Here is a 12,310-nt window from a genome sequence, read left to right on the forward strand (position 1 = left end):
AGTTTCTGTTCCTAGACAGTCAGAAACCTAGACAGGAAGCGGCGTGCGGCCGTTAAGGCGCTCCGAAACACCCACAGATGAAGCAGGAGAGCCGAGATTCTGCCGGATTTGGCCCCACAAACCCCCGAGAAAGCGGTTTTCCCCCAGAATCTCCGTCGAATTGGCTCGACGCCGGGCACAGCACCCCGCCTGTGATGAACAGCGATCACGCGGTGATCTCAGCCCCAGCCTTCCGGAAACGACACAACCATTCGATCGGGAATCGCCTAATCCTGCTGAAGGTTTGCCGGGATGCTGGCGGTGTCGGCGCGGTCCGCCGGCAGTGGCCGCGCATGCGGGATCTTGCTGCCGAGCACCATTGCGACGACATCGCGGGCGATGCGCTGCGGGGTCAGCCCAACACGGTCGAGGATCTCGGCGCGGGTGCCGTGGTCGAGGAATTCGTCGGGCAGCCCCAGTTCGGTGACCGCCGTGTCCACGCCGGCTTCACGCAGATCTTGACGGACACGGGTGCCGACGCCGCCGACCCGGACGCCGTCCTCGATGGTCACGACGATGCGGTACTCCGCGGCCAGGGCCACGATGCTCCGCGGTACCGGGACGACCCAGCGCGGGTCGACGACGGTGGCTCCGATGCCCTGGGCTGCGAGCCGGTCCGCCACATCGAGACCGATCGTGGCCATCGGCCCGACGGTGACGATCAGCACGTCTTTCTGGGCTGATTCCAAGAGCACGTCTACGCCGTCGCCCAGGCGGCGCACGGCGTCGATTGGGGCGCTCACGCTGCCCTTGGGGAAGCGCAGCACAGTGGGCGCGTCGTCGACGGCCACGGCCTCTTCGAGCTCCTCTGCCAGGCGCACCGAGTCCCGAGGTGCCGCGAGGCGGATCCCGGGGACGACCTGAAGGATCGCCAGGTCCCAGATGCCGTGATGGCTGGGACCGTCGGGCCCGGTCACCCCGGCCCGGTCGAGCACGAATGTGACGCCGGCCTTGTGCAGGGCGACATCCATCAGGACTTGGTCGAACGCTCGGTTGATGAAGGTGGCGTAGAGCGCGACGACCGGGTGCAGGCCGCCGAAGGCGAGGCCGGCGGCACTGGTGACGGCGTGCTGCTCGGCGATGCCCACGTCGTGCACCCGGGCGGGGAATCTCTCGGCCATCTTGTGCAGGCCGGTGGGACGGAGCATGGCCGCGGTGATGCCCACGATCTTCGGATCGAGTGTGGCAAGGCGCAGCAGCTCGTCGGCGAACACCGACGTCCAGGAGGGTGCGCCGGCGGATTCAGTGGACTCCCCTGTTTCCGGGTCGATCTGGCCGACCGCATGGAACTGGTCGGCGGTGTCCTGAACGGCCGGGTCGTATCCCTTACCCTTCTGGGTGATCGCGTGCACGATCACCGGCGCGCCGTAGCCCTTGGCCTGATGGAGCGCCTCGACCATCGCCGCCATGTCGTGGCCGTCGATCGGACCGATGTACTTGATGTCGAGGTTGGAGTAGAGCGCCTCGTTGTTGGAGAACCGGGCGAGGAAGCCGTGCATGCCGCCGCGCACGCCGCGGAAGAACGCCCGGGCGGGCGCGCCCATCCGTTCGAAGGCCTGACGGCTGGTCAGATAGGCACTGTGGTACGCCTGTCGGGTGCGCACGGTGTTCAGGAAGCGGGCCATGCCGCCGATGGTGGGCGCGTAGGAGCGGCCGTTGTCATTCACGATGATGATCAGGCGACGGGTGTTGTCGTCGCTGATGTTGTTGAGGGCTTCCCAGGTCATGCCCCCGGTCAGGGAGCCGTCGCCGACGACCGCGATCACATGGCGGTCGCTCTGCCCGGTCATCTCGAAGGCTCGGGAGATGCCGTCAGCCCAGGACAACGAGCTGGAGGCGTGGGAACTCTCCACGATGTCGTGCTCGGACTCGCGCCGCTGCGGGTAGCCGGCCAGGCCGCCGGCCTGGCGGAGGAGGCTGAAGTCCTGGCGCCCGGTGAGCAGCTTGTGCACGTAGGCCTGATGTCCGGTATCGAAGACAATGGCGTCACGCGGGGATTCGAAGACCCGGTGCAAAGCGATGGTCAGCTCGACCACGCCGAGGTTGGGACCAAGGTGCCCGCCGGTCTTGGAGACTTCCCGAACGAGGAACGCCCGCACCTCGGCCGCGAGCTGGACGAGCTGTTCCATCGAGAGGCGATCCAGATCTCTCGGCCCGAAGATCGTGTCCAGTAGCGCCATCGATAACACCTTTCACGTTGCGCTATCCGCCACCAGAAAACCGGCGCATAGATTCGGTCAAGCCGAGTCTACGCGCCGGTTTCGGTAGCTGGCCTAAAGGCTCCTGCGTGCTAGGCGACCAGCGAACGCAGGACGTACTGCAGGATGCCGCCGTTGCGGTAGTAATCGGCCTCACCCGGGGTGTCGATGCGGACGACCGCGTCGAACTCGACTGTGGCCTTGCCGGCGGCAGACTGCGCACTCGGCGCCGCCGTGACGCGCACCGTCTTCGGGGTGACCCCGCTGTTCAGCTCGACGAGACCCTCGATTGTGACGACCTCCGTGCCGTCCAGTCCAAGTGACGCCCAGCTCTGGCCGGCCGGGAACTGCAGAGGCACGACGCCCATCCCGATCAGGTTCGAACGGTGGATGCGTTCGAAGCTCTCCGTGATGACGGCCTTCACCCCGAGGAGGCTGGTGCCCTTCGCGGCCCAGTCGCGGGACGAACCCGAACCGTATTCCTTGCCACCGAAGATGACCAGCGGCGTGCCGGCGGCCTGGTAGTTCTGCGAAGCGTCATAGATGAACGCCTGCGGAGCCCCGTCAACGGTGAAGTCGCGGGTGTAGCCACCCTCGACTCCGTCCAGCAGCTGGTTGCGGAGACGGATGTTCGCGAATGTGCCGCGGATCATGATCTCGTGGTTGCCGCGGCGCGAGCCGTAGGAGTTGAAGTCGCCCCGTTCGACGCCGTGCTCCAGCAGGTAGGCGCCGGCCGGGCTATCGGCCTTGATCGAACCAGCAGGGCTGATGTGGTCGGTCGTGACCGAGTCGCCCAGTTTGGCCAGCACACGGGCACCGACAATGTCGACCACCGGGGTGGTCTCCATGGTCATGCCGTCGAAGTATGGGGGCTTCCGCACATACGTGGACTCAGGGTCCCACTCGAAGACCTCGCTGTCCGGTGTCGGCAGGCCGCGCCAGCGCTCGTCGCCCTCGAAGACATGGCCGTACTGCTTCGTGAACATGCCGGTGTCGATCGAGCCGTCGATCGTGGACTGCACCTCGGCGGAGTCGGGCCAGATGTCCTTGAGGAACACCTCGTTGCCGTCGCTGCCGATGCCGAGCGCATCCGTCTCGAAGTCGAAGTTCATCGAGCCTGCGAGGGCGTAAGCGATGACCAGCGGCGGGCTGGCCAAGTAGTTCATCTTGACGTCGGGGCTGATCCGACCCTCGAAGTTGCGGTTGCCTGAGAGCACCGCGGTGACGGCCAGGTCGTTGTCGTTGATCGCGGTCGTGACCTCGTCGATGAGCGGGCCGGTGTTGCCGATGCAGACCGTGCAGCCGTAGCCGACGGTGTAGAAGCCGAGGGCCTCGAGGTCGCCGGTGAGGCCGGCCTTCTCGTAGTAGTCGGTGACGACCTTCGAGCCCGGAGCCAGGGTGGTCTTGACCCACGGCTTGCTCGTGAGGCCCTTCCTGACGGCGTTTCGGGCGAGCAGGCCCGCGGCGAGCATGACACTCGGATTGGACGTGTTCGTGCACGAGGTGATGGCCGCGACAGCGACCGCTCCGTGGTCGAGCGTGTAGTTCGCGCCGTCTTGCGTGGTGATCGCGACGGGCCTGGACACGCTGATCGGAGCGTGGCTCACGTGGTTGTGTGAGGCCTTGTGGTCAAGGTTCTCGTCCTCGGCGGTGAAGCCGATCGGGTCTGAAGCAGGGAAAGAGGCCTCGACGGCCGCGTCCACAACAGTCCAGTCCTGCGTCGCGTAGCTCTGCAGGTCAAGTTCGAACTGCGACTTCGCCTCGGTGAGGATGACGCGGTCTTGCGGGCGCTTCGGGCCGGCAATCGACGGCACGACGGTGCCCAGGTCGAGCTCGAGGTACTCGCTGAAGACGGGCTCCTTGTCGGCATCGTGCCACAGGCCCTGCAGCTTCGAGTAGGCCTCGACGAGTGCAACCTGCTCGTCGCTGCGACCCGTCAGGCGCAGGTAGTCGAGGGTGACGTCGTCGATCGGGAACATCGCGGCCGTGGATCCGAACTCCGGGCTCATGTTGCCGATCGTGGCCCGGTTGGCCAGCGGAACCTGCGAGACACCCGCGCCGTAGAACTCGACGAACTTACCGACCACGCCGTGCTTGCGCAGAATCTGGGTGATGGTGAGCACGACATCCGTCGCGGTGACGCCGGTCGGGATGGAGCCGTTGAGCTTGAAGCCGACCACCTTGGGAATGAGCATCGAGATGGACTGGCCGAGCATGGCTGCCTCGGCTTCGATGCCGCCCACACCCCAGGCGAGCACGCCGAGGCCGTTGACCATGGTCGTGTGCGAGTCGGTTCCCACGCAGGTGTCGGGGTAGGCCTGAAGCACGTCGTTGCCCTCCGCGTCCGGCACGGTGCGGGTCATCGTGACGCGGGCCAGATACTCCAGGTTGACCTGGTGCACAATGCCGGTTCCGGGCGGCACGACCTTGAAATCGTTGAACGCGGTCTGGCCCCAGCGCAGGAACTGGTACCGCTCACCATTGCGCTCGTACTCGATCTCCACGTTGCGCTCGAGGGCATCCGCGGTTCCGAACAGGTCGGCGATGACGGAGTGGTCGATGACCAGCTCGGCCGGAGCCAGCGGGTTGATCTTCTTCGGGTCGCCGCCGAGTTCGGCGACGGCCTCGCGCATGGTGGCGAGGTCGACGATGCACGGCACGCCGGTGAAGTCCTGCATAACGACGCGGCCAGGAGTGAACTGGATCTCGGTGTCGGGTTCCGCCGTTGGGACCCACTCACCCAGGGCGCGAATGTGGGCCTCGGTGATGTTGGCGCCGTCCTCGGTGCGAAGGAGGTTCTCCAGCAGCACTTTCAGGCTGAACGGAAGCCTCTCGTAGCCCGTTACCGCGTCGAGACGAAAGACCTCGTAGTCCGTCGACCCGACCCGCAGGGTGTCCTTGGCTCCAAAACTGTTTACGACCGCATTATTAAGCGCCGACACGATGCCCTCTCCTTCGTGGAAACCGACGGCGAAACCGTCCGCAATCCTCAATCCTGACGACCAGACGCCTGCCCCTGCCAGCAAGGGTAACCTAACCGGCGGATGCCACGTGCGGACGATGTCCAACGCCGAACTATCTTGACGTAGAGATAACTCTAGCGGTGCCACCGCGTTTCCCGCGCCTATTTCCGGCGGGTGTCGCGGAATCGCGGTGAATTTATTCGGGCCGGCGACCCGCTGCGTCGTCGGTCTCCCGCTCGTCGGCGCGGTAGACCGCCCGGACCACCAGCCACGAGATCACCAGGAGTGGCGCGTAGAGCGGAATCCCCATCAGGAGCTTGACGGCGCCGAGCCACTCCACGTTTCCGGAGTAGTAGAGGGGAAGCTGAACAGCCAGGCGCAGGGCGAACAAGCCCGCCCAGCAGAGCGTGAGAATGGTCAGCACCCGACGCCTGGACCGGTTCGACCGCCAGGCGATTCCCTCGCCCATCAGGAATCCGACAGCCAGCCCGATCAGCGGCCAGCCGACGACCGCCGAGATGAAGAGGGCTCCGCCGTACAGTCCATTGGTCCAGAATCCGGGCAAAAAGAAGTCTTCGGCGCGGCCAGTGAACAGAGCGAGCACGGCGCTGACGATCAGTGCCACCAGGCCGCCGACGGCAGGCGTCACCGTTTGGCGGCTAATCCGGCGCAGAACGATGAAAACGACGCCGATCAGCACCGGCACAACAAGGGACAGCACCAGCGACTGCTCGGGAAAAAACTGCCGGGTGAAGGTGTAGGTGATCAGGAAGACGAGTCCGGGCAGCAGGGCCTCGACCAGTCCACGGATGCCGCCCATCGCGGCCAGCAGGGCGCGCCCGCTGATCGGATCACCCTCGGCCGCCGGCGTGAAGCCGGCCCGCCGGGCCGCCGCCGCCATGCCGTCGGCGAACGCGGCCGGCACGGGCGAGTCAGGCGCGTTCTCTGATGCGTCGGGCTCGCGGGCCTCATCGGGGAGTGGTGCGTCCGTCATTCCGGCGTTCTTCAGGACTGGCCCGGCTCGGCCGCAGTGGCGGGAGTGGCCGGCATCCGCAGCGGAATGAGGTCACGCGGCGGCATCGGGGCGGATCCGCGCACCACGACGATGCTGCGGAACAGGTTTTCGATCTCGGTCGCGGCGTCGGTGTTGATGGCACCCTCGCCGGCAATCACGCCGCGCAGGAACCAGCGCGGGCCGTCGACTCCGATGAAGCGGGCCAGCCTGCTCGTTCCGTCGGATCCCTGACCCGCGGCCACGGGGATCTCGGCCACCAATTCGGGGCCGAACGGGCCTTCGCGCAGAGTCGTCGTTCCGCCCTGCTTGCCGATCTGATCGGCGATCTGGGCGCGGATTTCGTTCCACAGGCCACTTGAGCGGGGCGCGGCGAACGGCTGTACCTGGAGGGTGGAGCCGGCGTAGTCGAGCCCGATCGCCACGACCCGCTTGCTGCCCTCTTCGATCTCCAACCGTAGGTGAAGCCCCTCACGCGGGAGGATCTTGACCCCGCCGAGGTCCACGTAGGGCCGCACCGGGTTGGCTTCGGCTTCGTCGAGGGGACCCTCGGTCGCACGATCGCCCGGCGCCGACTTGGCCGTCTCGTCCGGGTTCTCCTCCGGGTTCGCGGTGTCGCTCACTGGTTGTCTCCTGACGTTGAGGTGCCCGTGCTGATGTTCCGGCTCAGGCCGGTGGACCCGAATCCGCCAACCCCGCGCTGGCTGCCGGGCAGCCGATCCACGGGAATAAACGTGGCCCGACTGACGGGCATGATGATGATCTGGGCGATGCGGTCGCCGATCGCGATCGCATGGGGCGTGGTCTGGTCGGTGTTAAGCAGCGTCACCTTGATCTCGCCACGATACCCGGCGTCGACGGTGCCCGGCGCGTTCACGATCGTGATGCCGTGCTTGGACGCGAGACCGCTGCGGGGCACGACGAATGCCGCGAAACCGTCGGGCAGGGCGATCGCCACGCCCGTGCCGACCAGTGCTCGTTCGCCGGGGGCCAAGACTAGAGCCTGGGAGGAATGAAGGTCCGCTCCCGCGTCACCCGGGTGCGCGTAGCTCGGGAGGATGGACGCGGTAATCAGGACTTCGACGCTTTCTGCCACGTGTCGAGGCTAGTGCAGAAGTCTGATCGAATAGACCCATGCCTGAATATCGCGAAAAACTCTGGGCCTCACCCGCACCTTATGTGGCGACTGCGCTCATCATTCCTGCCAGCATCCTCGTGTTCGCACCGATTTCGATGCTGGCCGGGGTGCTGCTGGCCGCCGGTCTGTACGCCGCTTGCGTTCTGGCGCTGCTCTTGTCGGCACCGGTGGTGCAGGTGCGGGGCGGTGAGCTCACCGCCGGGCGCGCGAGCATATCGATCGATCTGGTCGGCGAGGTTTTGCCCTTCGACGGAGATGAGGCCGCCCTGGAACGTGGCCAACGGCTCGACGCCCGGGCCTGGCTGCTCATCCGCGGGTGGATTCGGCCCGTCGTGCGAATCCCGATCGTGGATGCGACGGATCCGGCGCCGTATTGGCTGGTGTCGACGCGGCGCCCACAGAAATTGGCCGCCGCGATCAATGGATCGCGACGGCCAGCATCACATGATTGAGCGCGTTTAGGAGTCGCACTCCAGGCATACCAGGCCGAGCTTGGTCTCGTGCGACATCTGCGAACGGTGCTTCACCAGGAAGCACTCCACGCAGGTGAACTCGTCCGCCTGCGGAGGCAGAACGACGACATCGAGGTCGAGGTCGGACAGATCAGCGCCGGGAAGGTCGAAACCACCGGGGTTGTCCGAGTCGTCGACATCTACGACACCGGACATCTTGTCGGGTACGCGCTCCTTGAGGGCCTCAATCGACTCTGAGTCGTCTTCGGTCTTCCGTGGTGCGTCGTAATCGGTTGCCATACCCATCCATTCAGTTACGCCGAGAAAGGATTTCGGCGGCCATAGTTTCCAACAATCCGGGCGGAATAGCAAACTACACGCCGCGTCATTTGCTCGGCACAGTCATCAACTTGCGGCACGCCCGGCGTATTCCCCGAAGATTCACTCTTTACATGGCAGTCTTAGGCGCACTAGTGATGGCGAAAGGGCTTTCAACATGCAGGAATTGAAAGTTATTGGAGTCGAGAGCGGTGCGTTGCTCGCAGCGTCTGAAGAAGGAGACCGATTCAGGATCCCCATCGACGAAGTTCTCCAGTCCCGGCTTCGCCAGGCCCAGGTGGAACCAGCGTCGGGGCCGAAGCTGAGTCCCCGGGAAGTGCAGGCGCACATCCGTGCCGGCATGTCCGCCGAGGACGTCGCCGCGGTCACGGGTGCGTCCCTCGATTTTGTGCGCCGCTTCGAGGGCCCGGTCGTCGCCGAACGCGACTACATGGTCTCCTGCGCGCTGAGCGTGCCGGTGCACACCGCCATCGACCTCGACCCGATCGAGGGCGGCGCCACCTTCGGCACCGTCATCCGTGAGCGTCTGGCCTCGCTCGGCGCCACGAACGAGCGCTGGGCCAGCTGGAAGGAACCCGGCGCCGGCTGGATCGTCAAACTGGCCTTCACCGCCGATGACATCGACCACGACGCCCGGTGGGGCTTCGAACCCAAGAAGAACTCGCTCTCTCCGGTCGGCAGTGAAGCCATCGCCTTGTCGCAGCAGGGTGAACTGAAGGGTGCCCTGATCCCGCGGCTGCGGGCCGTCGGCGCCGAGACCAGCCTCGCCGATGTGTCCCGCTTCGACAGCGGCGCCTTCACCTTCAAGGAATCACTGTCCGAGGAGACGTTGCACGATACGGCGCCGATTCTGGACCCGGTGCCGTATTCCCGGTCGGCCGGCACGACGGATGCCGTGTCCCGTGCAGCCATCAAGCGCGCCGACGAACCGCCGCAGAGCCTGAGCGAGACGGCCGACCTGCTGGCGTCACTGCGCCGCCGCCGCGGGGAGCGCGAAGCCGCCGCTTTCGAAAGCAACCAGGTCGAGAGCCACTCCAGCCACAGCAACCCCGCCAGCACCAGCCCGGCCCCGGGCATCCGTCTGGTGAACCAGCCGGTCGAGGCCGCCGCGGAACCCCACGCCGCTCCCTCGGCTCTCGCCGCCCCGCCGACCGAAGCCCCCCGCAACGCCTGGTCTGCCCAGGCCGCCGGGGGTCAATCACCGGCCGCGACTCCGCGAGCGTCGGGTCATGGCAAGCGCGGGCGGGCCTCGATGCCCAGCTGGGACGAAATCGTGTTCGGTGCCCGCACCGACGACGACCTGCCCTAGCACGCAGGGTTTCAACGGCGCCGGCACCGGCACCGGTCCGACGAGCCTGTGCATACGACTCGCCCACGCATTCGACTACCCTAGGCAAGTGAGAATCAACACCCGGCTGCGATCCACAAGCCGGATTCCTCTGCTCCAGGCAGTGAAGACATCCGTGGCCGTCGCCCTCGGCTGGATCCTGTCGCAACTGCTACTGGACACGGAGCAGCTGCCCGTCTTCGCCGCGATCGCCGCCCTGCTGGTGGTGCAGCCGAACATCAACCAGACCCTCGGTCGCGCGGTCGAACGCAGCCTGGGTGTTATCGGCGGGGTCATCATCGCCTATGGCGTCGGTGTCGCATTCGGCCAGTCCAGCTGGGTCGTTCTCCTGGCCATCGTGTTCTGCATCATGCTGGCGTGGGCGCTTCGGCTGGCCCCCAGCTCGGCGAGCCAAATTCCGATCAGCGCCATGCTCCTACTCACAATCGGCACGGCTACGGCTGAGTACGCGCGGGACCGCATCGTCGAAACCATCATCGGGGCGGCGGCCGCACTCCTCGTCAACGCCCTGATCGTGCCGCCAGTGCTTCTTCGTCCGGCGCACGCGGCTGTGATCCGACTTGCCTACGAGATCGCGGACACCCTCGACCGGATCGTCGACGCCCTGCGGTTTCCGCAGAAGGCCAGCCAGATCGAAGAGATGATGATTAAGGTGCGTCTGCTGCGCCCCATGCTCGCCAAGGCGGATCAGGCGCTCAAGCAGGCCGAGGAGAGCCTCACTCTCAACCCGCGGCACGCGGTGAACCGGCGTCTCCTCGACATCGACGAGGAGCTCTTCGCCCGGCTGACCTCGCTCGTCGCACGCGCGATCGGCATGACCCGGTCCCTGCGCGACCACTACGACCATTCCCTGCACCTCGAGCCCTCGGTGCTCGCGATCACTGTCGAGCTGAGCCGTGCCGCCCATGACCTGAGGCTCCTCGCCGAACAGGTGGACCACCCCGGCGTCCAGCAGGTCAGCCTGCCGCAGGAACCACCCACCCTGACCGCCCCCCTGATCATTGCGACGCCTCATCCGCAGCACTGGATCCTGATCGGATCCCTGATGGAGGACCTACGACGGGTGCGTGAGGAGATCAAGGGCGAATAGCCGATGATGTCCGAGGCGCACAATATGCCCGTCGGATCGAAAGGGAGCGCCCGCGTTTCTGGCCCCGAACGCCTGCGCTCGGCCCGAGCAGCGTGGTCTCTCATTCACGACCAATACCCCGGGGTGTAGAGGATCGGAGCGGCCGCGTCGGTACCCTGACCAAAGGTCGACATGAGAGGGACCTCACTCTCGTGGGGTCCCTCTCGTGTTTATTGTCCACCCTGCGCAGACCTCTGCGCGGGGACGACTACGCCTGGTTGAGCGCGGCCTGAAGTTCGATGGTGATGATGACCTTTTCGCCGAGCAGCATTCCGCCGGTCTCAAGGGCCGCGTTATAGGTGAGGCCGAAGTCGGCGCGGGTGACCTCGGTCTTCGCCGTGGCGCCGGCCTTGTAGTTGCCGTACGGGTCGGTGCCGAAGCCGCCGAACTCGAAGTCGAAGGTTACGGGCTTGGTGACGCCCTTGATGGTGAGGTTGCCGTCGACGAGGAAGTCGTCCTCGACCTGACGCACGCCGGTAGAGACGAAGTTGATGGTCGGATAGGTCTCGGCGTCGAAGAAATCGCCGGTGCGCAGGTGGCCGTCGCGGTCCGCCTGGTTGGTGTCGATCGTCGCGACCTGGGCCGTGGCCGTGACGGAGGAGTCGAGCGGGTTCTCGCCGGTAACGAAGGTCGCGTCGAACTTCTCGAACGTGCCCTTGACCTTGCTGATCATGAGGTGGCGGATGCTGAAACCGACCTCACTGTGGGTCGGGTCGATGGTCCAGGTTCCGGCCTTGTAGCCGGGTATGCTCGCTGCGGTGGTCTGAGTCATGGGTTCTCCTCAATTCGCGGAACGGTGGATTCTCGTCCTCACATTTATGCAAGCGCATAGGAAAGTGAAATATTCCGAATCGGGGAGAGTTCTTTTCGACAGTGGTCCGGCCACTCCTGCCGGAATCCCTTGACTGCCTCCGGGGCCGAGGGTACCGTCGGTCGCTCAGGGGCTGGTGCATGGGTGGAACGGAGGGCTGAAATGCGCTCACGGTTTTTGCTCCCCCTGGGTCTGCTGATCGCCCTGCTCGCCGGATGCGCGTCCCCGGCCCCTTCGTCGCCCTCCTCTGCTTCGGCAACGGCAACCGAGAGCGTGGTAATGCGCCCCATCACCGAGGGCGGTCTGCCTGCCGCGGGCTTCACCGTCACCGAGGAGACGACCGTCACGCTCGACTGTGGCAGCGCGTCGTTCGATGATCGGCCGTCCGCAGTCGCCGTCGACGACAACATCCACGCCTGCACACCGTCGAGCGCGTTCGCCGTAGCGTGCTGGCAGGATGCGGCGCCCGGCTTTGTGGCCTGCTACCGCGACCCGTGGACCACGGCGGTGGTGCGCCTGCCGAGCACCGGGAGCCTGCCGGCGGCCACCGCGCCCGAGCAGGCGCGACCGCTCGGGCTGTTGCTCAGCGACGGGGACCGCTGCCTGATTCGCAGCGGTGGCGTTTGGAACGACCTGACCGAGCACCCCGCCTGGTACGGCACCTACTCGTGCACGGAAGATGGGGCGGTCTGGGCGGAGAGCGCAGACGGCATCGATCGGTCAGGCCCTCGATGGACGGTGCGCGTCGCGCCCATTTCGGGGGGAGATCCGCTCACCACCCGCGAAGTCGTCACGGCGTACTTCGTCGGCACGGCAGAGGGCTAGCGGACTGAGAGCTGACCGGGCGCCCGACGGACTGGGTCATGACTTTGGTGACACCC

General features: G+C 66.0%; 11 protein-coding genes. 4 read left to right on the forward strand and 7 right to left on the reverse strand.

All coding sequences use genetic code 11. The annotated features are described in order from the left end of the window. Nucleotides 1–266 precede the first annotated feature (266 nt). From dxs to dut, 5 genes are all read right to left on the reverse strand, one after another. A complete protein-coding gene (dxs, locus tag E3O28_RS11685) occupies nucleotides 267–2,219 on the reverse strand; it encodes a 1-deoxy-D-xylulose-5-phosphate synthase (protein ID WP_104099611.1) in 1,953 nt (650 codons plus the stop codon). A gap of 110 nt (nucleotides 2,220–2,329) precedes the next feature. Next, nucleotides 2,330–5,179 (reverse strand): aconitate hydratase AcnA, encoded by a 2,850-nt coding sequence (gene acnA, locus E3O28_RS11690; RefSeq protein ID WP_104099628.1) that lies wholly within the window; start codon nucleotides 5,177–5,179, stop codon nucleotides 2,330–2,332. Between the two features lie 217 nt (nucleotides 5,180–5,396). Next, entirely contained in the window at nucleotides 5,397–6,194 is a 798-nt protein-coding gene (locus E3O28_RS11695; RefSeq protein WP_134401579.1) for a DUF3159 domain-containing protein, read from the reverse strand. A gap of 11 nt (nucleotides 6,195–6,205) precedes the next feature. Then, nucleotides 6,206–6,835: a DUF3710 domain-containing protein gene (locus E3O28_RS11700; RefSeq protein WP_104099609.1), complete on the reverse strand. Its 630-nt coding sequence runs from the start codon at nucleotides 6,833–6,835 to the stop codon at nucleotides 6,206–6,208. Beyond that, complete coding sequence (gene dut / locus E3O28_RS11705; protein ID WP_104099608.1) at nucleotides 6,832–7,308, reverse strand: dUTP diphosphatase; 477 nt, start codon at nucleotides 7,306–7,308, stop codon at nucleotides 6,832–6,834. The genes E3O28_RS11700 and dut overlap by 4 nt, the downstream gene beginning before the upstream one ends. A 38-nt stretch (nucleotides 7,309–7,346) precedes the next feature. Between dut and E3O28_RS11710 the strand changes: the two genes are divergently transcribed. After that, entirely contained in the window at nucleotides 7,347–7,802 is a 456-nt protein-coding gene (locus E3O28_RS11710) for a DUF3093 domain-containing protein (protein WP_104099607.1), read from the forward strand. Between the two features lie 6 nt (nucleotides 7,803–7,808). On the opposite strand, the gene E3O28_RS11715 is transcribed toward E3O28_RS11710, so the two are convergent. After that, a complete protein-coding gene (locus tag E3O28_RS11715) occupies nucleotides 7,809–8,102 on the reverse strand; it encodes a DUF4193 domain-containing protein (RefSeq protein ID WP_104099606.1) in 294 nt (97 codons plus the stop codon). Between the two features lie 196 nt (nucleotides 8,103–8,298). On the opposite strand from E3O28_RS11715, the gene sepH reads away from it, so the two are divergent. Further along, nucleotides 8,299–9,450 carry a septation protein SepH gene (gene sepH, locus E3O28_RS11720; RefSeq protein WP_104099605.1) on the forward strand — a complete coding sequence of 384 codons (1,152 nt, stop codon included), beginning with the start codon at nucleotides 8,299–8,301 and terminating at the stop codon, nucleotides 9,448–9,450. 88 nt (nucleotides 9,451–9,538) lie between these two features. Beyond that, nucleotides 9,539–10,579, forward strand: a complete 1,041-nt coding sequence (locus E3O28_RS11725) for an FUSC family protein (protein WP_134416116.1) — start codon at nucleotides 9,539–9,541, stop codon at nucleotides 10,577–10,579. A 247-nt stretch (nucleotides 10,580–10,826) separates the two neighbouring features. On the opposite strand, the gene E3O28_RS11730 is transcribed toward E3O28_RS11725, so the two are convergent. Then, nucleotides 10,827–11,390 (reverse strand): YceI family protein, encoded by a 564-nt coding sequence (locus tag E3O28_RS11730; RefSeq protein WP_134416118.1) that lies wholly within the window; start codon nucleotides 11,388–11,390, stop codon nucleotides 10,827–10,829. Between the two features lie 201 nt (nucleotides 11,391–11,591). On the opposite strand from E3O28_RS11730, the gene E3O28_RS11735 reads away from it, so the two are divergent. Continuing rightward, nucleotides 11,592–12,254, forward strand: coding sequence for a hypothetical protein (locus tag E3O28_RS11735; RefSeq protein ID WP_134342492.1), 663 nt, complete (start codon nucleotides 11,592–11,594; stop codon nucleotides 12,252–12,254). Nucleotides 12,255–12,310 lie beyond the last annotated feature (56 nt).

The organism is Cryobacterium sp. TMT2-14 (assembly GCF_004402465.1).
Classification (GTDB): Bacteria; Actinomycetota; Actinomycetes; order Actinomycetales; family Microbacteriaceae; genus Cryobacterium; species Cryobacterium sandaracinum.